We start from the raw sequence: 21,532 nt of genomic DNA, 5'->3' as shown, positions 1-21,532 counted from the left end.
CAAAGCCCGATCAGTGCGCCGAGCAGCCCCCGGTGGCCGCCGGAAGGGGCGCCGGGCGCCCGATCGTTGGCATGCCCAGCAGAACCCCCGGCCCGGACGACGGAGCGCCCTGGCGGGCCTCCCATGCGTCGCCCGCCCTGGTGCGCCGGACCGCGCGCACCGCCCCGTCCGCCACCAGGTGGTGCGGAGCCGCGTACGTCACCTCGACCGTCACCATGTCGCCCGGCCGCGGCTTCTCGTCGCCCACGGCGAAGTGCACCAGGCGGTTGTCACCCGCCCGCCCCGACAGCCGGTGCGTGGCGTCGTCCTTGCGGCCCTCACCCTCGGCCACGAGCACTTCGAGCGTGCGGCCCACCTGCTTCTTGTTCTCCGCCCATGAGATCTCCTCCTGCAGGGCCACCAGCCGCTCGTAGCGCTCCTGCACGACCTCCTTGGGCACCTGCTCGTCCATGGTGGCCGCGGGGGTGCCGGGACGGATGGAGTATTGGAAGGTGAAGGCGTTGGCGAAGCGGCTCTGCCGGACCACCTCCAGCGTCTGCTGGAAGTCCTCCTCCGTCTCCCCGGGGAAGCCGACGATGATGTCGGTCGAGATGGCCGCGTCCGGCATGGCCGCGCGCACCCGCTCGATGATGCCCAGGTAGCGCTCGGCCCGGTAGGAGCGGCGCATCGCCTTGAGCACCCGGTCGGAGCCGGACTGCAGCGGCATGTGGAGCTGGTGCATCACGTTGGGCGTCTCCGCCATGGCGGCGATCACGTCGTCGGTGAACGCGGCCGGGTGCGGCGAGGTGAAGCGGACCCGTTCGAGCCCCTCGATGTCGCCGCACGAGCGCAGCAGCTTGCCGAAGGCCAGCCGGTCGCCGAACTCCACGCCGTAGGTGTTGACGTTCTGGCCCAGCAGCGTGACTTCGAGCACACCCTGGCCGACCAGCGTCTGGACCTCGGCCAGCACGTCGCCGGGACGGCGGTCCTTCTCCTTGCCGCGCAGCGACGGCACGATGCAGAAGGTGCAGGTGTTGTTGCAGCCGACCGAGATGGCCACCCACGCGGCGTAGGCGGACTCGCGCTTGGTGGGCAGCGTCGAGGGGAAGACCTCCAGCGACTCCTTGAGCTCGACCTGCGCCTCGCCCTCGATGCGGGCCCGCTCCAGCAGCACCGGCAGCGAGCCGATGTTGTGCGTGCCGAACACGACGTCGACCCACGGGGCCTTGCGGACGATCTCGCCCTGGTCCTTCTGCGCCAGGCAGCCGCCGACGGCGATCTGCATGCGCGGATTGCTCACCTTGGCCGGTCTCAGATGGCCGAGGTTGCCGTAGAGGCGGTTGTCGGCATTTTCCCGCACGGCACACGTGTTGAACACGACCACGTCGGCGCTCTCGCCGTCGAGGGCGGGCACGTAACCGGCGTCCTCCAGCAGGCCTGACAGCCGCTCGGAGTCGTGGACGTTCATCTGGCACCCGTATGTGCGCACTTGATAGGTGCGGGCGCCCTCCTGGGTCACAGTCATGGCACGTTCAAGGGTAGTCGTAGTCCGGCTTGCGGCGGCCCCTATCGATCTAAAAGACCAGCTTGATGGCATGATGTGATCGGATCGGTACCGCTCGGTTAGTGACCAGCGCTCTAATGCCCTCTACCGTTTTGGTCCATGACGGAGAACGGCGACGCCACTCCACTGGTTCAGTTGGAGAACGTCAACAAGCACTTCGGGGCGCTGCACGTCCTGAAGAACATCAACTTGACCGTCTCTCGTGGCGAGGTACTGGTCGTCATCGGCCCGTCGGGCGGCGGTAAGTCCACGCTGTGCCGCACGATCAACCGGCTGGAGACGATCAACGACGGCAAGATCATATTTGACGGCCAGGTGCTGCCCGAAGAGGGCAAAGCGCTGGCCAGACTGCGTTCTGACGTCGGCATGGTCTTCCAGTCGTTCAACTTGTTCGCGCACAAGACCATCCGCGAGAACGTCACGCTCGGCCCCATCAAGGTCCGCGGCAAGGCCAAGGACGAGGCCGGCAAGCGGGCGATGGAGCTGCTCGAGCGGGTCGGCATCGCGGCGCAGGCGGACAAGTATCCGGCTCAGCTCTCCGGCGGCCAGCAGCAACGGGTCGCGATCGCGAGAGCGCTGGCCATGGATCCGAAGATGATCCTGTTCGACGAGCCGACCTCCGCGCTGGACCCGGAGATGGTCCAGGAGGTGCTCGATGTGATGATCGGGCTGGCACGTGACGGGATGACCATGATGGTCGTCACGCACGAGATGGGCTTCGCCCGCCGGGCGGCCAACCGGGTGGTGTTCATGGCCGACGGGCAGATCGTGGAGGAGAACACTCCCGACGAGTTCTTCACCAATGCGCAGACCGACCGGGCGCGTGACTTCCTTTCGAAGATCCTCACGCACTGAATAAATTGAGGCAGGTACACATGCACATGCGTCGAACGGGAGCGGTGCTCTCGATAGCGGCCCTGGCGGCCGGCCTGGCCGCTTGCGGCGGCGGGGAGCAGACCTTCGCCACCGTGGTGGAGAAGGCCCAGGGTGGCGGCACGGTCGTGGTCGGCACCAAGTGGGACCAGCCGAGCCTGGGTCTGAAGAAGGGCAACGAGCCCGAGGGCTTTGACGTCGACGTGGCCAAGGCCGTACTGAAGGAGATGGCCGGCGGCAAGGACGTGAAGATCTCCTGGAAGGAGTCGGCCTCGTCCAACCGCGAGCCGTTCCTCCAGAACGGCACGGTCGACATCGTCTTCGCCACCTACTCCATCACCGAGGAGCGCAAGGGCAAGGTCACCTTCGGTGGCCCCTACGTCGTCGCCCACCAGGACGTGATGGTCCGCAAGGACGACACGTCGATCAACACCCCGCAGGACCTCAAGGGCAAGAAGATCTGCAAGGCCGCGGGCTCCAACTCCTACAAGCGCATCACCGACCCGCCCCCGGACGGCGAGCTCGACATCGACGCCACCACCGTCGACGCGGCCAACTACTCCGAGTGCGTGCAGAAGCTCAACGGCAGCAACCTCGACGCCGTCACCACCGACGACCTGATCCTGGCGGGCTTCGCCAAGCAGGCCGGCGGCAACTTCAAGGTGCTGGGCCAGGGCTTCACGGACGAGAAGTACGGCATCGGCCTGAAGAAGGGCGACACCAAGACCTGCGAGGCCGTCAACACCGCGGTGAAGAAGCTGTGGGACAACGGCACGATGAAGCAGCTGCTGGACAAGTGGTTCGGCGGCATCCAGGGCCTGAAGGTGTCTGACGCCGCACCGCCGGCGGAGGGTTGCGCCTGATCACGTCAGTGGCGGCGGCCGGTCTCCCGGCCGCCGCCGTCCTATGTGGTGGAGCACGATGGAAGATCTGATTAGGTACGCGCCCGACCTCGCGCTGGGGTTCCTGGAGAACATCAAGCTCTCCATCGTGGGCGCGATCGCCTCGCTGATTCTCGGCACCGTCCTGGTGGCGATGCGAGTGTCCCCGACGCCGGTGCTGCGCGCGGCGGGCACGATGTACGTCAACGTGGTGCGCAACACCCCCTTGACCCTGGTGCTGGCCTTCTGCGCACTGGGGCTGAGCGACACGCTCGGCCTGGTCTTCTCCCAGACGCCGAGCGTCAACTCGTTCTGGATCGTGTCGATGGGCCTGTCGGCCTACACGGCGGCGTTCGTCTGCGAGGCGCTGCGGTCGGGCATCAACACGGTGCCGCTCGGCCAGGCGGAGGCGGCCAGGGCGATCGGGCTGACGTTCATGCAGTCGCTCAGGATGATCATCCTGCCCCAGGCGTTCCGGGCCGTCATCGCCCCGCTGGGGAGCGTGATGATCGCCATGATCAAGAACACCACGGTCGCGGTGGCGGGCGGCTACGCCCTGGAGTCCGCGAACAAGATGAAGGAGGCCTTCGACCAGGTCGGCGCCTCGATTCCGATCTTCCTCGGCATCGTGGTCGCGTTCATGGCCGTGACCCTCCCGATCGGCTACTTCACCGGCTGGCTGGCCAAGCGCCTGGCGGTGGTCCGATGAGCACGAACGTCCTGTTCGACGTGCCGGGGCCGCGCGCCCGCGTGCGCAACCACCTGCTCACGGTCCTCAGCCTCCTCGCGGTGGCCGCCGTCCTGTACGGCGTCTACGTCGGCTTCGACGCCAAGGGCCAGTGGAACCCGAAGTTCTGGGAACCGTTCCTGCTGGCCGACACCTGGAATTACTCCATCATCCCGGGTCTGATCGGCACCTTGCAGGCGGCCGCGGTGGCCGCGGTGCTCGCGCTGCTCTTCGGCGCGATCTTCGGCCTGGCCAGGCTCTCCGACCATCGCTGGATCCGGATCCCGGCCGGCGTGGTGGTGGAGGTCTTCCGTGCCATCCCGCTGCTGCTGCTGATCTTCTTCATCTTCTACCTGCTGCCGACGCTGGGAGGCAGCGGCGACTACACCTTCATCGCGCTGGTCGTCGGCCTGATGCTCTACAACGGGTCGGTGCTCGCCGAGGTCATCCGGGCCGGCGTGCACGCCGTGCCGAGGGGCCAGTCGGAGGCCGCGTTCGCCGTGGGCATGCGCAAGAACCAGGTCATGCGCCTGGTGCTGCTGCCCCAGGCCGTCACGGCCATGATGCCGGCCATCGTCAGTCAGCTCGTGGTGCTGCTGAAGGACACGGCGCTGGGCTACATCATCGCCTACGTCGACCTGCTCAACACCGGGTTCAAGATCCTGCCTGCCGCTCACTTCGGCGCGCTGATCCCGGCGGCGATCGTCATCGGCATCATCTACGTGGCGCTCAACATGGCGCTCAGCTACCTGGCCAACTGGCTGGAACGGCGCAGCAGGCGCAGCCGCAAGACGAGCGCGCCCCCGGTCGCCCCGCCCGACTCGGTCGGCGTGGACTTGGGTAAGGGCGCGTGACCTCTGGGCGGCGGGTGTCCTGCCCGCCGCCCAGAGATCTTCAAGAATGTCCCACGTCCGCGGTGGAGCCGGGCTGACACCGGCTCGCGCGGGTTACTGATGTCGTATGCGTGGTGCGGCGTTCCCTCTCGTGGCCCTGGCCGTGGGCCTTTGCGCGTGCGGCGGTGGGGGTTCGTACACGACCGTCGTGGACAAGATCCGCAATTCCGGTACGGTCGCCGTCGGCACCAAATGGGACCAGCCGAGCCTGGGCCTGAAGACCGGCCCCGGCGAGCCCCAGGGGTTCGACACCGACGTCGCCCGTTACATCGTCAAGAATCTGGCCGGCGACACGCCCGTACGGATCACCTGGCGCGAGTCGCCGTCGTCCACCCGCGAGGCGCTGCTCCAGAACGGCACCGTGGACATGATCGTGGCCTCCTACACCATCACCGAGGCCCGCAGGCCCAAGGTGACGTTCGGCGGCCCGTACGTGATCGTCCAGCAGGACACGATGGTCCGCGCCGACGACACGAGCATCAAGAAGGTGAACGATCTCCGGGGCAAGCGCATCTGCCTGGCGGAGGGCTCGAACTCCTACCGGCGCATCGTGGAACCGCCGCCGGACGGCCGCCTGGGCCTGCCGGCCGAGCTGGTGCCGGCCGGCAACTACTCCGACTGTGTACGCAAGCTCGCCGCCGGCCAGCTTGACGCGGTGAGCACCGAGAACCTGCTCCTGGCCGGGTTCGCCGAGCAGGAGCCCGGCAGGTTCCGGCTGCTGAACGACCCCATCACCAACGAGAAATGGGGCGTCGGGCTCAAGAAGGGCGACACCGCCACCTGCGAGGCCGTGAACAGGGCGATCGCCGAGATGTGGCGGGACGGGACGGCCTCGCGGCTGCTGCACAAATGGTTCGGCCGGACGGGGCTCGACCTGCCCTCCTCTCTGCCGCGCGCCGAGGGATGCCCCTGAACTGTGGAGACCGCCCCGCATGCCCGGCGATCTTCCGGCAGGATGCGGGGTATGCCTTTCTGGCCCTCCCCCATTACGACCAGAGACGTGGCCGGTTCTGGCGTGCGCCCCGGCTGGCCCACGGCCGCTCATGGCCGGGTGTGGTGGACCGAGGACCGTCCCGGCGAGGGCGGGCGCACCACGATCGTGTGCCGCACCGCCGACGGCACCCACCGTGACCTGCTGCCGGCGCCTTGGTGCGCTCGTACGCGGGTACACGAGTACGGTGGCAAACCGTACGCGGTGACCCCTTCGGGCGAGGTCGTCTTCGCCAACCTGAAGGACCAGCGCCTCTACCTCCTGCCGGAAAACGGCGAGCCGAAACCCCTTACGCCCGAGGGTGATCGCTATGCCGACCTGCTCGTACGTGATGGGCAGGTGTGGTGCGTACGCGAACGCCACACAGAGGACGGCAAGGTCACCCGAGCCATCGTCTCGATCCCACTGAACAGAGACCCGACCCCACTGGACGGGAACCCGGCTCCACAGGACGGCGTCCCGACTCCGCTCGACGGAGGCTCGGCTCCGCTGGACGGCGGCTCGACTCCACCGGGCTCGGGCGAGATCCGCGAATGGGTCACCGGCTGCGACTTCTACGCTTCACCCGAAATATCGCCCGACGGGCGACATCTGGCCTATGTCTGCTGGAACCACCCGCGCATGCCCTGGGACGGCACCGAACTACGCGTCACCCCGCTCACGGGCGGCGACCCATGGACGGTCGCCGGCGGCCCGGCCGAATCCGTGCTGGCCCCTTCCTGGAAAGACGACTCCCACCTCTACCTGATCTCCGACTCCTCCGGCTGGTGGAACCTGTACGAGATCGGCCTGCACGGCGACGGGCCGCGAGCGGTGTACCCGGCCGAGGAGGAGTTCACGCTGCCCCCGTGGCGCCTGGGCGGAACACCGTACACCGTGCTCGCCGACGGCCGGATCGCGGTCCTGCATGGCCGCGGCGACCTGCGCCTGGGCATACTGGACCCCACGTCAGGCGAGCTGACGGACCTCGACCTGCCCCACACGGGATGGGACACGACCCTGACCACCGACGGCACGACCGTCACCGGCATCGGGTACGCCGCCACCATCCCCCGCTCGGTCGTCACCGTCCACACGGGCAGGGAGCCCACCGATGTTCGGGATGGGGGCCTCGTTCTCAGGCGCGACCTCCGCACTCCGCCCGACCCCGCCTACCTCCCCCTCCCCCAGGCCGTGACGGTGCCGGTCGGCCGGCAGCAGGTGCACGCCTTCCTCTACCCACCCCGGAGCCCGGCCGCCACCGACGAAACACCGACACCTCCTTATGTCGTGTTCGTGCACGGCGGCCCGACCGCGCACGCCGACACCGCGCTCGACCTGGAGAAGGCGTTCCTGACCTCGCGCGGCATCGGCGTCCTCGACGTCAACTACGGCGGTTCGACCGGTTACGGCAGGGTCTACCGGGACCGGTTGAAGGGCCGATGGGGCCTGGTGGACGTCGCGGACACGATCGCCGCCGCCCGCTGGCTGGCCGCCGAGGGCCTGGCCGACCCCACCAGGATCGCGGTACGCGGCGGCAGCGCGGGCGGCTGGACGGTGATGGCGGCCTGCTGCCGCTCCGACGTGTTCGCCGGCGGCGTCTCCTACTACGGCGTCAGCGCGCTCGCCCCACTCGTCGCCCACACCCATGACTTCGAGTCCCGGTACGTGGAGTGGCTGGTGGGGCCGGAAGATCCGCAGGTGTACGCCACCCGCGAGCCTCTGGCCCTCGTGGACGGCGTGTCGTGCCCCATGCTGCTCCTGCAGGGCCTCGAAGATCCCGTGGTGCCCCCCGAACAGTCCGCGGCCTTCGCCGACGCGCTGTCCGAACGCGGGGTGCCGTGCACGTACCTGGCCTTCGAGGGCGAGTCGCACGGATTCCGGCGTACCGAGACCCGCGCCGCCGCCCTGGCCGCCGAACTGGCCTTCTACCAGCAGCTCTTCGGATGATGCCGGCGTTACCGGGCGAACTCCGTGGCCCGCGACTCCCGCACCACGGTGATCCGGATCTGCCCGGGATAGGTGAGCTCCTCCTCGACCTGCTTGGCCACGTCGCGAGCGATCACCTGGGCCTGGATGTCGTCGATCGCGTCCGGCTTGACCATGACCCGGATCTCCCGCCCGGCCTGCATGGCGAAGACCTTCTCCACGCCGTCGTACGACTGCGCGATCTCCTCCAGCCGCTCCAACCGCTTGACGTACGCCTCCAGCGACTCTCTCCGCGCCCCCGGGCGGCTGCCGCTGATCGCGTCGGCGGCCTGCGTGAGCACCGCCTCGACCGTACGGACCTCGACCTCGTTGTGGTGCGCCTCGATGGCGTGCACCACGTCCTCCTCCTCGCCGTAGCGGCGGGCGATCTCGGCCCCGATCAGCGCGTGGCTGCCCTCGACCTCGTGCGTCAGGGCCTTGCCGATGTCGTGGAGCAGGGCGCAGCGCTTCATCAGCGGCTGGTTCATCTTCAGCTCGGCGGCCATGATGCCCGCGATGTGAGCCGACTCGATGAGGTGCTTGAGCACGTTCTGTCCGTACGAGGTCCGGTAGCGCAGTTGCCCGAGCAGCAGCGTCAGCTCCGGGTGCATGTCGGTGATGCCCAGCTCGACCAGGGCGTCCTCACCGGCCCGCGCGCACAGGTCCTGTACCTCCTGGCGGCTGCGGTCGTGCGCCTCCTCGATGCGCTGCGGATGGATGCGGCCGTCGAGCACCAGCTTCTCCAGCGTGAGCCGCGCCGTCTCCCTCCGGACCGGGTCGAAACAGGACAGCAGCACCGCTTCCGGCGTGTCATCGATGATCAGGTTCACGCCGGTGGTGGACTCGAAGGCACGGATGTTGCGCCCCTCGCGCCCGATGATGCGGCCCTTCATCTCGTCGCCGGGCAGATGCAGAACACTGACGACAGACTCGGCAGTCTGCTCGGCCGCCACCCGCTGCACGGCCAGCGTCACGATCTTCGTGGCCCGCTTCTCGCCCTCCTTGCGGGCGTCCCCCTCGATCTCCCTGACGATCAGCGCGGCCTCGCGCTTGGCCTGGTTCTCGATGTCCTTGACCAGTTCGGCCTTGGCCTGGTCGCCGGTGAGCCCGGCGACCCGTTCCAGGATGACCCGCCGCTCCTCCTCGACCTGGAGCAGCTCTTCCCTGCGGTCGGCCAGCTCGACCTCGGTCTCGCCCAGCTTCCTGTCGCGCTCGGACTGCCGCCTGGCCTCCTCGTCCAGCCGCTGCTCCCGCTCGGCCAGCCGGGCCTCCCGGCGCTCAAGATCCGTCCGCAGCTCCTTGAGCTCGGTCTTGAGGATCCGACTCTCCTCCTCGACCTCCCGCCGCATCTGCGCGGCGCTCTCGGCGGCCGCCTCGGACCTGCGCAGAATCTCGTCGGCGTCGGTCTCCGCCTTGTGCCGGATCTCCCGCGCCTCGTCACGAGCCTGCTCAAGCTCTTCGTGTACGGCCTGCACCTGCTCGGCGCTCGGCTTGGCACCGACGCGGGGAAGGGAGCCCGAGGTGCGCCGTATGACGACGAGGAGCGCGACGATCATGCCGAACGCGAGCACGAGCACCGCCACCATCAGCACCACGACAAGCGGCCCCATGTGCGCCCCGCCCTCCTCGCGTCGTCAAGATCTCATAACGCGGCCACAAAACGGGAGGGGTCACAAGCGCGCCACGGAAAGCCCGGTCGGCGTCCTGCCCGCGATCGATGTCAAGCCAAGACTGATTGGGCGTCGACTGGGAAAGCCGACACCTCGCCTGCCTCGCTCGACCAAGCTCGTTCGTCCGTCGTTCACCGGTATGGCAATCCGCGCTGCGCGGAGTAACTCCTCACTGCCGTCGAGGTTATGCGTCGAACAGGTCACGAGCAAGCAAACGCGTCATCAAGCGTGTCTTACAGGCTTGCATCTCCACATTCAGCCCGATAAACCCCATTACAGCCCGAATTGCCCCACTCAGAGCCAGCCAACGACCGGCTGACCAAGCCCCACCTCAGGCCAACAACACAGGCGAACCCAGAGTCGCGGGCCAAAACCATCAACCCGAGCGAGGAGCAGGCAACCGACTGAAGGCCACCCAAGCAACCGAGCGGAGAACCACAGGCAGCCGGAAGCCAGCCAGACAGAGGACCACAGGCAGTCGGACTGAAGGCCACCCAGCCGGACGGACGGCCCTTCAGGTAACGATCGAGAGGTCGCTCAGACAACCGGGTCGAAGCCCGCTCAAGCACCCGACCGAGGCCCGCCCAGGGAGCCGGGCCGAAGGTCACAGGCAGCCGGCCGAGAGCTGCCAAGCCAGCCGACTGGAAGGCCACTCAGGCAGTCGGGCGGTGGATCACTCAGATGGCCAAGCTGACCACCACTCACGCACCCGACCAAAGGCCGCCCAGGGAGTCGGCGGAGGGCTGCTCAGGTGGCCGGGCGGCGGGTTCAGGTAGCTGGGTTGAAGGCCGCTCAAGCAAACCCGAGGGACGGGAAGGGGCGCTTACGGGAAGTCGTCCTCCATCTCGATGCCCTCCTGTTCGAGAGCCTCCCGAATAACGCGGAAAGCCAGGCCAGAGGGGTATCCCTTACGGGCGAGCATCCCCGCCAGCCGCCGCGTACGGGTCTGCGGGTCGAGGGATCGGGTGGAGGCGAGCTTGCGCTCCACCAACCGCCGGGCCGTCTCCGCCTCCTGATCAGGATCCAGCCGCTCGACTGCTTCGTTGACCGTGTCGCTGTCCACACCTCGATGGCGCAGCTCGGCCGCCAGAGCACGCTTGGCCAGCCCCCGGCCGTGGTGCCGGGAGTCGACCCAGGCCGCCGCGAACGCCTCGTCGTTGATCAGCCCCAGCTCGGAGAACCGGCTGAGCACCGCCTCGGCGGCCTCGTCCGGCACATCCCGCTTGCGCAGCGCCTCGGCGAGCTGGGCACGCGTCTTGGGCGCCATGGTGAGCAGCCGCAGGCAGATGGCCCGAGCCGCAGCCTCCGGATCACTACGAGACCCCGAACCGGCCGACTTCTTGGCATCACTCCCAAAACCGCCTGAATCCTCGACCTCAGACCCGGACCCTGCCGAGCCTCCGATCGAAGACCCAAACCCGCGTGAATCCGCTGCTCCCAGCCCGAAACCTGCCGACCCGCCGGTTTCTGACCCGAACCCAGCGGAACTCTCGCCATCAGGCCCGAACCCGACAGAGTTCTCGGCATCCGGCCCGTCAGTTGACCGGCCCCGATCCCGAGCACCCGCCCCAGACCTGCCACCGAACCGCCCGGACTTTCCACCGCGCCGCCCAGATTTCCGACCCGACCGCCCGGCCTTTCCGCCAGGCGACCCAAGCCCTTCACCAAACGGCCCAGATCCTCCACCGAACGGCCCAGATCCTTCGCCCGACCAACCGGGCGCTCCGGCCTCTTCGGCGAACTGCTCAGAGCCCTCGTCGAACCGCCCGGATCCTTCACCGAACCGCCCGGAACCTCGCCCAAACCGCCCAGCCCCACCGCCAGACCCGTCGGACTCGCCGAACTGCCCGAACCCACTACCGGACCCGCCGAACCCACCGCCGGACTGCCCAGACTCACCGCCGGAACGCCCGGCCCGCTTGCCGGATCGGCGCTGCCCGCCGTCACCCAGCGCACCATCACCCGGCACGCCATCACTCGACTGCTCCGCGAACCAACTGCTTCCGGCCAGCACCTCGGAGTGCCATTCATCCCCGGGCCGCGCCTTGGGCGGGCTCTCCGAGCGAGCGCTCCAGCCGCCCCGACTCTCCGCGCCGCCCCGAACCCCCGCACCGCTCCGATTCTCCGAGCCGCCCTGAGCCCCAGCACCGCTCCGAGCCGCCGCGCTGCTCTGAGCCCCTGCGGTGCCTTGGTCCTCCGCGCTACCTTGAGCCCTCACACCATCCTGCGCCCTTGGACCGTCCAGACCGGCCGGATCACCCCGACCGCCCGGCCCATCCTGGTCGCTCAGACCGGCCTCACCACCCGAATCGGCCTCACCGCTCAGACCATCCCGACCGCGAAGGTCACCACCCTCAGCGCCCCGACCGCTCGGGTCGCCCTGCGCGCCGTCACCCCAGCCCTCAGCGGTTCGGTGGGCTGAGGCCGTACCGGGTGAAGAGCTGTTGGGGTCGCCGGGGTGCGCGTCTGCTTCCGAGGGCGGGCCGTCGGGCCGATCCTCGGAAGGTTGCGTGGCGGCCGCTTCCTCGGTGCGGCGGCGGTCGCGTTGTTCGCGCCACTCGTCCACCGACGGCCAGGCGTCAGCGGACGAACGAGCCAGGTCGCGGCTCCGGGGGGAAGTGGAGTCGGGCCAGGCGCCCCCGCCTTGCGAGTGGGGCGCCGGTGGCCGGTCCTTGCTGCTCATAGGGCGATCGATCAGACGTCACCCGGCTTGGGGGTGGACTTGGAGCCACGACCCGAGGGCGCGGGAGCCGGGGCCGGCGCGGCGGCGGCGGCTTCGGCGGGGGCGTCGAGGCGCGGGCCCACGCCCAGCTTGTCCTTGATCTTCTTCTCGATCTCGTTGGCCATGTCGGGGTGGTTCTTCAGGAAGTTGCGGGCGTTCTCCTTGCCCTGGCCGAGCTGGTCGCCCTCGTAGGTGTACCAGGCGCCGGACTTGCGGACGAAGCCGTGCTCAACACCCATGTCGATGAGGCCGCCCTCACGGGAGACGCCCACGCCGTAGAGGATGTCGAAGTCGGCGACGCGGAAGGGCGGGGCCATCTTGTTCTTGACGACCTTGACCCTGGTGCGGTTGCCGACCGCCTCCGTGCCGTCCTTGAGCGTCTCGATGCGGCGGATGTCGAGGCGGACCGAGGCGTAGAACTTCAGCGCCTTACCACCGGTCGTGGTCTCGGGGCTGCCGAACATGACGCCGATCTTCTCGCGGAGCTGGTTGATGAAGATGGCGGTGGTGCCGGTGCTGCTGAGCGCGCCGGCGACCTTGCGCAGCGCCTGGGACATGAGGCGGGCCTGGAGGCCGACGTGGCTGTCGCCCATCTCGCCCTCGATTTCGGCCTTGGGCACCAGCGCCGCCACCGAGTCGATGACGATGATGTCGACGGCGCCGGACCTGATCAGCATGTCGGCGATCTCGAGCGCCTGCTCACCCGTGTCGGGCTGGGAGACCAGCAGGGCGTCGGTGTCGACCCCGAGCTTCTTGGCGTATTCGGGGTCGAGGGCGTGCTCGGCGTCGATGAACGCCGCGATGCCGCCGGCCCGCTGGGCGTTGGCCACCGCGTGCAGGGCGATCGTGGTCTTACCCGAGGACTCCGGGCCGTAGATCTCCACGATGCGCCCACGCGGCAGGCCGCCGATGCCGAGGGCCACGTCCAGGGAGATCGACCCTGTGGGGATCACCTCGATGGGGGCTCGGGCGTCATCGCCCAGTCGCATGACGGAGCCCTTGCCGAATTGCCGCTCGATCTGAGCGAGGGCGGTCTCAAGGGCCTTCTCGCGGTCGTTGATAGCCATGGGAACTCCCCCTGGAGGGTCGTGGTCCGAATCAGTCGAGTGAAAGCTACGGCCTGCCACCGACATTTTCTGCCGCAGTCGGGGAAGTCGAGGCCCGGCGTTGTCCATGGTAGCCGAACGGCTGTTCGATCACAGCAGGAACACGCAGGTAGGCGTCAATCCCCCGCCTCGGGCGCGGTCAGCAGTCGCAGGGCCGTCGAGAACAGCTCCGGAGGGCAGCGCTCGGGGGCGAGCAGCGCCAGCAGGCGCATGCCGATGTCCAGGGACTTCAGGATGGCGTCGGCCTGCTCGTACGGCAGCCCGGCCAGCCCGCTGCCCGGCGGCGCCAGGGGATGGCGATCGGGTCCGCCGGGCGGGAACAGCAGGGCGACGAGCTGCTCGCGTACGGCCGGATCGCGGGTGGCGTGGACCATGAACTCCACGGTCAGCCGCGCGAACCTGTCCTGCTCGCCGTTCCGGGCGCTCTCCTCCCAGTACGCCCCGAACTCCGCCACCAGCTCCCCCGCGTCCCTGCCGCCATGGAGCAGCCGTTCCGACTGGGCGCGCGCCTCCCGCCCGAGACCGTGCCGCATGACCGCGAGCAGCAGGTCCTCCTTGCCGTCGAAGTTGGAGTAGACGGCGCCCTTGGTGAGGCCGGCCTCCGCGGCGACCTCGTCCACTGAGGCGCCCTGGACGCCTCGCTCCGCGAACACCTTCTCCGCGGCCTCCAGCAGGGCGAGCCGGTTGCGTTCGCGCTGCTCCTGCCTCGTGAGCCGTTCCGCCACCGCCACGATCTCCGTTCTCCGCCGTTGACATCCCCAACAGTATATGAATACTGAGCGGTATTCGAATACTGATCGGTATCTCAACGCCTGGAGGCGCCCAATGAACCAGCCCACGCGCCGTATCTTCGTGAAAGGGGTGGCCGTCGCGGGACTCGCGGCTCATCCCGTGCAAGCCCGGGACAAGGCGGACGAGTTGTTCCACAGGGGCGACTTCGACGCCGCGAACGCCCTGTACCGTCAGGTGCTCGCCAGGGATCCCGACCACGTGCACGCGCTCGCCCAGCACGCCTACGTCACGCTGCTCGAAGATCGGCTCCCCGTCGCCAGGCGCCTGCTGCACAGGGTCCTGCGGCTCGAACCCGGGCACGTACGCGCACGCAAGAACCTGGCCGACGCCCTGTGGCGGAGCCACGCGTTCGAGGAGCTGGCCGCGCTGCTCCCCTCGGTCCGGGACGACGCTCCCAGCGCGACGCCCGCGCAGCTCAGAAGCTTCGCCGGACGCAGGCCGTACCGGATCTCGGGACCCGGCTCGGTCAGGATCCCGTTCGCGGCGACCGACCCGCTCCCCATGGTCGAGGCGTCGCTGAACGGCGCGCCACCCGCCCTGTTCTTCCTCGACACCGGCGCGCTGTTCGCGCTGAACGAGGACTACGCCGACCGGCTCGGCATCCCCATGTACGGCCACACGACCGGCCGGACGATGTACGGCGAGCACAAGGCGTACCAAGGGCGCGTGGACCGCCTCACCCTGGGCGGCCTGGACATCGAGCGGCTACCGGTCCACACGATCCCCGACGCGATCCGGCTCACCGCGCCCGACGGCAGGACCACCCAGGGCGCGATCGGCACGAGCGTCCTGGCACGGTTCCTGGCCACCATCGACTATCCGGGCCGCGCACTCGTGCTGAACAGGAACAGGCGCGCACCCCTCGCCGCCACGCACAGCGCGCCCATGTGGTTCGTGGGAGACCATTTCCCGCTGTCCCACGGCACGGTGAACCACCTGGACAAGATGGTGTTCTTCGTCGACACGGGCGGCGGCGACATCGGCTTCACCGCTCCACGCGCCACCTTCACCGCGGCCGGGATGGAGGTGCCGGAGGGCGACGGCACGCATCCGGTGACGGTCGAGCGGGTGACGCTCGGCTCCGCCGTCCGCGAGCGGGTGCCCGGCCTGACGGGGGCGTTCCCCGAGTGGTTCGAGAACGGGTTCGGCTTCCGGATCGGCGGGCTGCCCACGCACGAGTTCTTCCGTCCGTACGCCCTGACATTCGACTTCGCGCGCATGCGCATCCTCATGAACACCCCCTCATGAGGGTTGGCCGCCAACGGGTTGGCATGCGGGGTGAGCTGGGGAGACTCACTGCAGGGCGACAGTTGGAGGCGGCACGTGGCGAGCGGCTACACCGGGGAACGGCGCGTCCATCTCGAGGCACTCGCCGAATTGCTGCCCAACCAGGGCCTGGTCAGCCGTATGGTCGGCGACGACGACCCGGTGCTGTGGGTCTGGCACCCGAGCACCGGCCGCCAGACGATCATCTTCGCCACCCCGTCGAACCAGGGCTGGCTGTTCCTGTGGTCGTCCGGCGGGCAGGGCAGCGCCGACGACCTGGAGCGTACGGCCGCCGCGCTGCGCCGGACGCTCGATCTGGCACAGCCGGGTTAGCGCAGTTTGGACGAGACGTCCTCCACCTGGCAGACCGCGCGCCACACCGTCTTCGCACTCTCGCCCTCGGCCAGCGCCTGGTCGACCGTCCGTCCGCCCAGCGGGGCGATCACGTAGTCGCGGGCCCACGACTCGGCGTAGCTCTCACCGAAGTGAGCCTTCATCCGTCTCCAGAACTCCGTCAGGCGCATGAATCAAGTATGGAATCGCGTGAGGTGTGGGTAGGACATCCTCATGCCAAAGACCCCCAAGTCTTCACCCCCGAGGACCGCCAGAACGAAGGCCAACAGGGCCAAACGCCGCCGGTTACTGCTCGAGCTGAGGTTAGCCGTGAGGAAGGAGAAGGCGGAGCGCGCCGAACGGCACGCGGGCATCAGGCAGGAGCCCCGTGCGGGCAAGCCGCGTACGCGCAGGGCGTCGCGACGTTAGGTCACAACACCCGCGTGCCGTACATCTCACCGAGATGGTCGGCGAGCAGCTCCAGGCGGGCGCCGTCGGGGTCCTTGAAGTAAATGGAGGCGCCGCTCTCTATCTGGTGCGGCACGCCGGCCATCTCCAGCTTTCCGCGCAGCCGTTCCCAGGTGGCGGGGTCGACGGAGATCGCGATGTGGTGCAGTCCGCCGAGCACTTCCTGGTACGGCCCCAGGTCGAGCCCGGGGAAGTCGAAGAACGCCAGCAGGTTGCCGTTGCCGATGTCGAAGAAGAAGTGGCTCGAACCCTTGTAGTCGCGGTTCTCGATGATCTCGGTGAGCGGGAACTCCAGGAGTTCCTGGTAGAACTTGATGGTCCGTTCCACGTCGGAGGAGACCAGAGCCATGTGGTGCAGGCCGCGGGCACTGCTCGATGGTCGGTGCGGTAAGACGTAGCTCTGCCTGAGCTCCGCACGGCGGGCGTCGATGGCCGCATAATCGATGGTCACGGTCGCTGTATGTCCGCCAGGACCCCTGCTCAATCGCCCGCCGCCGGGCCAATGCGTTTTCTGTCGGTGGCGCGAGGCAATATGTGCTGGTGAGCTCGCTAGACCACTTCAGCCAGGTGACCAGGCAATGGTTCACCGGAGCCTTCCAAGCTCCCACGGCCGCCCAAGAGGGGGCATGGGAGTCGATCTCGCGTGGCGACAACACCCTGGTCGTCGCGCCCACCGGCTCGGGCAAGACGCTGGCGGCCTTCCTGTGGTCCCTCGACCGGCTCGCCGCCATCCAGCATGACCGGCATGAGACCGAGCGCAAGGGCGCTCGGTCCGAGAAGCAGGCCGAGCGCAAAGGCACCCGGGTTCTCTACGTGTCGCCGCTCAAGGCGCTGGCCGTCGACGTCGAGCGCAACCTGCGCGCGCCGCTGGCCGGGCTCAAGCAGACGGCGCGCCGGCTCGGGCTGCCCGTGCCGGAGATCTCGGTGGCGATCCGGTCGGGTGACACGCCGGCCGAAGACCGCCGCCGGTTCGCGGCCAAGCCGTCCGACATCCTCATCACCACGCCCGAGTCGCTGTTCCTGCTGCTCACCAGCCAGGCCAGGGAAGCCCTGCGCGACGTGGAGACGGTGATCGTCGACGAGGTCCACGCGGTCGCGGCCACCAAGCGCGGCGCCCACCTGGCGATCAGTCTCGAACGGCTCGACGCGCTGCTCGGCAAGCCCGCGCAGCGGATCGGGCTGTCGGCGACCGTGCGGCCGGTGAGCGAGGTGGCGGCCTTCCTGGGCGGCGCCCGGCCGGCCACCGTGGTGCAGCCGCCCTCCGACAAGCGGATCGAGGTCGAGGTCGTCGTCCCCATCGAGGACATGACGGAGATGGAGGGCCGGCCGCGGCAGGCGGACGGCGAAGAGTTCGCCCCGGAGCCCACCAGCCGGTCGATCTGGCCGCACGTCGAAGACCGGCTCTTCGACCTGATCGAGGCCCACAGCTCCACGATCGTGTTCGCCAATTCGAGGCGGCTGGCCGAACGGCTGTGCACCCGGCTCAACGAGCTGGCCTACGACCGGGAGCACGGCGCCGAAGCCATCGACCTGTCGATCTGGGAGACGGGGCCGCCAGAAGCCGGCGGGGCCGCGCGTGAGAATGCGGCGGGCAAGCCGCCCCGACGGCCGCCCGCCGAGATGATGGCGCAGGCCGGGGCCAGTAAAGGGGCCGTGACGGAGATCGTACGCGCTCACCACGGCTCGGTCTCCAAGGAGGAGCGGGCGCAGATCGAAGAGGCGCTCAAGTCCGGCCGGCTGCCCGCCGTGGTCGCCACCTCCAGCCTGGAGCTGGGCATCGACATGGGCGCGGTCGACCTGGTCGCGTGCGTGGAGGCGCCGCCGAGCGTGGCCAGCGGGCTGCAGCGCATCGGCCGGGCGGGGCACCAGGTGGGGGCGGTGTCCAAGGGGGTCATCTTCCCCAAATACCGGGGCGACCTGGTGCAGACGGCCGTGGTGGCCGAGCGGATGAAGAGCGGTGAGATCGAGGAGTTGCGCTACCCGCGCAACCCGCTCGACGTGCTGGCTCAGCAGATCGTGGCGATGACCGCGCTCGACGAGTGGACGGTCGACGAGCTGGAGTCCGTGATCAAGCGGGCCGCCTCCTACGCCACCCTGCCGAGGAGCGCGCTGGAGGCCACGCTCGACATGCTGGCCGGGCGCTACCCGAGCGAGGAGTTCGCCGAGCTGCGCCCGCGCATCGTGTGGGACCGCGTCACCGGCACCCTCCAGGGCCGGCCCGGCGCGCAGCGGCTGGCGGTCACCAACGGCGGCACGATTCCCGACCGGGGCCTGTTCGGCGTGTTCCTGGTGGGCGAGCGGGCCTCCCGGGTGGGCGAGCTGGACGAGGAGATGGTCTACGAGTCGCGCGTGGGCGACGTGTTCGTGCTGGGCGCGACCTCGTGGCGGATCGAGGACATCACGGCGGACCGGGTGCTCGTCTCGCCCGCGCCGGGGCAGCCGGGCAAGCTGCCGTTCTGGCACGGCGACGCCCAGGGGCGGCCGGCCGAGCTGGGACGGGCGATCGGGCAGTTCCTCCGCGAACAGGCCAAACAGGACTCGACCGAACGGATGCGGGCCGCCGGGCTCGACGAATACGCCTCGGGCAACCTGCTGGCCTACCTGCGGGAGCAGCGCGAGGCCACCGGCTACGTGCCGGACGACCGCACCCTGCTGGTCGAACGCTTCCACGACGAGCTGGGCGACTGGCGCGTGGTGATCCACTCCCCCTACGGCGCGCGGGTGCACGCCCCGTGGGCGCTGGCGATCAACCGGCGGCTGCGCGAACGCTACGGCGTCGACGTACAGGCCGTGCACTCCGACGACGGCATCGTGCTGCGCATCCCCGACACGCTCGCCGAGCCGCCCACCGACGTGGCGGCGTTCGACGCCGAGGAGATCGAGCAGATCGTCACCGAGGAGCTGGGCGGGTCGGCCATGTTCGCCTCCCGGTTCAGGGAGTGCGCGGGCCGGGCGCTGCTGCTGCCGCGCCGCACCCCGGGCAAGCGCAGCCCGCTGTGGCAGCAGCGGCAGCGGGCCGCTCATCTGCTGGGCGTGGCCTCGCAGTACGCCTCGTTCCCGATCGTGCTGGAGACGATGCGCGAGTGCCTGCAGGACGTCTTCGACGTGCCGGGGCTGGTGCGGCTCATGCGCGACCTCGCCGCGCGCCGGGTGCGGCTGGTGGAGGTGGAGACCTCGCAGGCCTCACCGTTCGCGGCCTCGCTGCTGTTCCACTACGTGGGCGCGTTCATGTACGAGGGCGACGCCCCCATCGCCGAACGCCGCGCGCAGGCCCTGGCGCTGGACACCACGCTGCTGGCCGAGCTGCTGGGCCAGGCCGACCTGCGCGAGCTGCTCGACCCCGACGTGATCTCCGACAGTGAGCGCGAGCTGGCCAGGCTCGACCGGCCGCTGCGCGACGTGGAGGACCTCGCCGACCTGCTGCGCTCGCACGGGCCGCTGCTGGCGCCCGACGTGAGCCTACGCGGTGGCGATCCGGCGTGGCTGGAGGAGCTCGAACGCACCCGGCGGGCGATCAGGGTCCGGCTCGCGGGCGAGGAGCAGTGGGCGGCGATCGAGGACGCGGCGCGCATGCGTGACGCGCTGGGCGTGCCGCTGCCCGTCGGGATCCCGCACGCCTTCCTCGAACCGGTGGCCGATCCGCTGGCCGACCTGGTGGCGCGGCACGCCCGCACCCGCGGCCCCTTCCACGCCGGTACGGCCGCCGCCCGGTTCGGGCTGGGCGTGGCCGTGGTGACCGACGCGCTGCGGCGGCTGGCCGCGTCCGGGCGGGTCGTCAACGGTGAGTTCCGGCCTGGCGGGCGGGGTGAGGAGTGGTGCGACGCCGGGGTGCTGCGCATGCTGCGCCGCAGGTCGCTGGCCCGGCTCCGCAAAGAGGTCGAGCCGGTCGCCCCGGAGACCCTCGCCCTGTTCCTCCCCGCCTGGCACGGCATCACCGGCTCAGGTTCTGGGTCGGGCTCGGGTTCTGGGTCGGGCTCGGCCGGTGCGGGGGCATACGGACGGGGCGGGAGCGGAGCCTTCGGGCCTGGTGAGGGCGGAGCTCGGAGCGGGGCCGGAGGATACGGCTCCGGGGCAGGTGGGGCGGCTCGGGCGATGGATGCGCTGGTGCGCGCCATCGAGCAGCTCCAGGGGGCCGCCGTGCCCGCGTCGGCGCTGGAGACGCTGGTGCTGCCCTCGCGGGTGCCCGGCTACCACCCGGCGCTGCTCGACGAGCTGACCTCGTCGGGTGAGGTGATCTGGTCGGGGCAGGGGTCGCTGCCCGGCGGCGATGGGTGGGTGTCGCTCTACTTCGCCGACACCGCGCCGCTCCTACTGCCGGAGCCCGCCGAGATCACGCTCACCCCTGTGCACGAGCGGATGCTCGAACTCCTGGGCGGCGGCGGCGCGCTGTTCTTCCGTGGCATCTCCGACCAGCTCGGCTCGCTGGACGACGCGGGGCTCGTGTCGGCGCTGTGGGACCTGGTGTGGTCGGGCCGCGTGTCGGGCGACACGCTCTCCCCACTGCGGGCCACGCTCGGCACCGGGCGGCCCGCGCACCGGCCCGCCACGACGCGGCGGCGCCGGGCGGTGCTGCCGAGCAGGAGCGGGCCGCCGACCGTGGCCGGGCGGTGGTGGCTGCTGCCCTCACCCGCCGCCGACACGACCCAGCGCGCCCACGCCCAGGCCGAGGTGCTGCTGGAACGGCACGGGGTGGTCACCCGGGGCGCGGTGACGTCGGAGCGGCTGCCCGGCGGGTTCACGCCCGTTTACCAGGTGCTGCGGGCCTACGAGGAGAGCGGGCGGTGCCGGCGGGGCTACTTCGTGGAAGGGCTCGGCGGGGCGCAGTTCGCGTTGCCGGGGGCGGTCGACCGGATGCGCGCCATGGCGCCGAGCGCGGCCCCTGGGCCGTCCGGGGACGGCACCCGGCGGGCCGTGGTGCTGGCCGCCGCCGACCCCGCCAGCCCTTACGGCGCCGCATTGTCGTGGCCGCAGCATCCCGGTGACGTCGGGCACAAGCCCGGCCGGAAGGCGGGGTCGCTGGTCGTGCTCGTCGATGGTCATCTGGTGCTGTACGTGGAGCGCGGGGGCAAGACCCTGCTGTCGTTCACCGACGACGACCGGCTGCAGCCGGCGGTGGACGCGCTGGCCCTGGCCGTACGCGATGGCGCCCTGGGCAAACTGACCGTCGAACGGGCCGACGGCGGCTCCATCGTCGACTCCCCCCTGGCGGCGGCCTTGGAGGCGGCCGGGTTCCACCCGACACCACGGGGGTTGCGGCTGCGGGCATAGACGATCAGCACACACACCCCACCCACGACACTGCCTGATGATGACGCCGGGC

17 protein-coding genes are annotated in these 21,532 nt (G+C 69.7%); 10 read left to right on the top strand and 7 right to left on the bottom strand.

Annotated elements, in window-relative coordinates; all coding sequences use genetic code 11:
* Window positions 1–10: 10 nt before the first annotated feature.
* Window positions 11–1,504: a tRNA (N6-isopentenyl adenosine(37)-C2)-methylthiotransferase MiaB gene (gene miaB, locus C4V41_RS01560; RefSeq protein WP_235029849.1), complete on the bottom strand. Its 1,494-nt coding sequence runs from the start codon at window positions 1,502–1,504 to the stop codon at window positions 11–13.
* Window positions 1,505–1,642: 138 nt separating this feature from the next.
* On the opposite strand from miaB, the gene C4V41_RS01555 reads away from it, so the two are divergent.
* From C4V41_RS01555 to C4V41_RS01530, 6 genes are all read left to right on the top strand, one after another.
* Window positions 1,643–2,398, top strand: a complete 756-nt coding sequence (locus C4V41_RS01555; RefSeq protein ID WP_103953894.1) for an amino acid ABC transporter ATP-binding protein — start codon at window positions 1,643–1,645, stop codon at window positions 2,396–2,398.
* Between the two features lie 20 nt (window positions 2,399–2,418).
* The gene (locus C4V41_RS01550) at window positions 2,419–3,279 is read left to right on the top strand and encodes a glutamate ABC transporter substrate-binding protein (RefSeq protein ID WP_103953893.1); all 861 of its coding nucleotides are present in this window, start codon (window positions 2,419–2,421) and stop codon (window positions 3,277–3,279) included.
* Window positions 3,280–3,337: 58 nt separating this feature from the next.
* Complete coding sequence (locus C4V41_RS01545; RefSeq protein WP_103953892.1) at window positions 3,338–4,006, top strand: amino acid ABC transporter permease; 669 nt, start codon at window positions 3,338–3,340, stop codon at window positions 4,004–4,006.
* Window positions 4,003–4,878 (top strand): amino acid ABC transporter permease, encoded by an 876-nt coding sequence (locus C4V41_RS01540; RefSeq protein ID WP_103953891.1) that lies wholly within the window; start codon window positions 4,003–4,005, stop codon window positions 4,876–4,878. Before C4V41_RS01545 ends, C4V41_RS01540 begins: the two co-directional genes overlap by 4 nt.
* 187 nt (window positions 4,879–5,065) lie before the next feature.
* On the top strand, window positions 5,066–5,830 hold the full coding sequence (locus C4V41_RS01535) for a glutamate ABC transporter substrate-binding protein (protein ID WP_235029848.1): 765 nt from the start codon (window positions 5,066–5,068) through the stop codon (window positions 5,828–5,830).
* A 51-nt stretch (window positions 5,831–5,881) separates the two neighbouring features.
* Complete coding sequence (locus C4V41_RS01530; RefSeq protein ID WP_235029847.1) at window positions 5,882–7,837, top strand: S9 family peptidase; 1,956 nt, start codon at window positions 5,882–5,884, stop codon at window positions 7,835–7,837.
* Window positions 7,838–7,845: 8 nt separating this feature from the next.
* Here C4V41_RS01530 and rny read toward each other — a convergent pair whose 3' ends face one another.
* Window positions 7,846–9,465: a ribonuclease Y gene (gene rny / locus C4V41_RS01525; RefSeq protein WP_103953888.1), complete on the bottom strand. Its 1,620-nt coding sequence runs from the start codon at window positions 9,463–9,465 to the stop codon at window positions 7,846–7,848.
* An 883-nt stretch (window positions 9,466–10,348) separates the two neighbouring features.
* A complete protein-coding gene (locus C4V41_RS63880) occupies window positions 10,349–10,813 on the bottom strand; it encodes a regulatory protein RecX (protein WP_407669924.1) in 465 nt (154 codons plus the stop codon).
* A gap of 918 nt (window positions 10,814–11,731) precedes the next feature.
* Here C4V41_RS63880 and C4V41_RS63875 point away from each other — a divergent pair.
* Window positions 11,732–11,947, top strand: a complete 216-nt coding sequence (locus tag C4V41_RS63875) for a hypothetical protein (RefSeq protein ID WP_160150139.1) — start codon at window positions 11,732–11,734, stop codon at window positions 11,945–11,947.
* A 272-nt stretch (window positions 11,948–12,219) separates the two neighbouring features.
* Here C4V41_RS63875 and recA read toward each other — a convergent pair whose 3' ends face one another.
* Entirely contained in the window at window positions 12,220–13,314 is a 1,095-nt protein-coding gene (gene recA / locus C4V41_RS01510; protein WP_103953885.1) for a recombinase RecA, read from the bottom strand.
* 155 nt (window positions 13,315–13,469) lie between these two features.
* Window positions 13,470–14,078: a TetR/AcrR family transcriptional regulator gene (locus C4V41_RS63870; protein ID WP_103953884.1), complete on the bottom strand. Its 609-nt coding sequence runs from the start codon at window positions 14,076–14,078 to the stop codon at window positions 13,470–13,472.
* A gap of 100 nt (window positions 14,079–14,178) precedes the next feature.
* On the opposite strand from C4V41_RS63870, the gene C4V41_RS01500 reads away from it, so the two are divergent.
* Window positions 14,179–15,393 carry a retropepsin-like aspartic protease gene (locus tag C4V41_RS01500; RefSeq protein WP_160150138.1) on the top strand — a complete coding sequence of 405 codons (1,215 nt, stop codon included), beginning with the start codon at window positions 14,179–14,181 and terminating at the stop codon, window positions 15,391–15,393.
* Between the two features lie 75 nt (window positions 15,394–15,468).
* The gene (locus C4V41_RS01495) at window positions 15,469–15,744 is read left to right on the top strand and encodes a hypothetical protein (protein ID WP_103953882.1); all 276 of its coding nucleotides are present in this window, start codon (window positions 15,469–15,471) and stop codon (window positions 15,742–15,744) included.
* On the opposite strand, the gene C4V41_RS01490 is transcribed toward C4V41_RS01495, so the two are convergent.
* Both C4V41_RS01490 and C4V41_RS01485 read right to left on the bottom strand, forming a co-directional pair.
* Complete coding sequence (locus C4V41_RS01490; RefSeq protein ID WP_103953881.1) at window positions 15,741–15,935, bottom strand: DUF3046 domain-containing protein; 195 nt, start codon at window positions 15,933–15,935, stop codon at window positions 15,741–15,743. The genes C4V41_RS01495 and C4V41_RS01490 overlap by 4 nt on opposite strands.
* A 239-nt stretch (window positions 15,936–16,174) precedes the next feature.
* Window positions 16,175–16,663 (bottom strand): VOC family protein, encoded by a 489-nt coding sequence (locus C4V41_RS01485; protein WP_103953880.1) that lies wholly within the window; start codon window positions 16,661–16,663, stop codon window positions 16,175–16,177.
* A gap of 86 nt (window positions 16,664–16,749) precedes the next feature.
* On the opposite strand from C4V41_RS01485, the gene C4V41_RS01480 reads away from it, so the two are divergent.
* Entirely contained in the window at window positions 16,750–21,480 is a 4,731-nt protein-coding gene (locus tag C4V41_RS01480; RefSeq protein ID WP_456093848.1) for an Lhr family helicase, read from the top strand.
* Window positions 21,481–21,532 lie beyond the last annotated feature (52 nt).

The organism is Nonomuraea solani, assembly GCF_900108335.1.
In the GTDB taxonomy this organism is placed as follows: domain Bacteria; phylum Actinomycetota; class Actinomycetes; order Streptosporangiales; family Streptosporangiaceae; genus Nonomuraea; species Nonomuraea solani.
Note: the sequence above shows the minus strand (reverse complement) of the source record. Positions and strands in the feature narration are given on the sequence as shown.

What these genes read in the sequence shown, in the direction of transcription:
- C4V41_RS01490 (WP_103953881.1), bottom strand. Translation starts at nt 15,935, where the DNA reads ATGCGCCTGACGGAGTTCTGGAGACGGATGAAGGCTCACTTCGGTGAG.
- C4V41_RS01545 (WP_103953892.1), top strand. Translation starts at nt 3,338, where the DNA reads ATGGAAGATCTGATTAGGTACGCGCCCGACCTCGCGCTGGGGTTCCTG.
- C4V41_RS01530 (WP_235029847.1), top strand. Translation starts at nt 5,882, where the DNA reads ATGCCTTTCTGGCCCTCCCCCATTACGACCAGAGACGTGGCCGGTTCT.
- C4V41_RS01555 (WP_103953894.1), top strand. Translation starts at nt 1,643, where the DNA reads ATGACGGAGAACGGCGACGCCACTCCACTGGTTCAGTTGGAGAACGTC.
- recA (WP_103953885.1), bottom strand. Translation starts at nt 13,314, where the DNA reads ATGGCTATCAACGACCGCGAGAAGGCCCTTGAGACCGCCCTCGCTCAG.
- rny (WP_103953888.1), bottom strand. Translation starts at nt 9,465, where the DNA reads ATGGGGCCGCTTGTCGTGGTGCTGATGGTGGCGGTGCTCGTGCTCGCG.
- C4V41_RS01540 (WP_103953891.1), top strand. Translation starts at nt 4,003, where the DNA reads ATGAGCACGAACGTCCTGTTCGACGTGCCGGGGCCGCGCGCCCGCGTG.
- C4V41_RS01550 (WP_103953893.1), top strand. Translation starts at nt 2,419, where the DNA reads ATGCACATGCGTCGAACGGGAGCGGTGCTCTCGATAGCGGCCCTGGCG.
- miaB (WP_235029849.1), bottom strand. Translation starts at nt 1,504, where the DNA reads ATGACTGTGACCCAGGAGGGCGCCCGCACCTATCAAGTGCGCACATAC.
- C4V41_RS01500 (WP_160150138.1), top strand. Translation starts at nt 14,179, where the DNA reads ATGAACCAGCCCACGCGCCGTATCTTCGTGAAAGGGGTGGCCGTCGCG.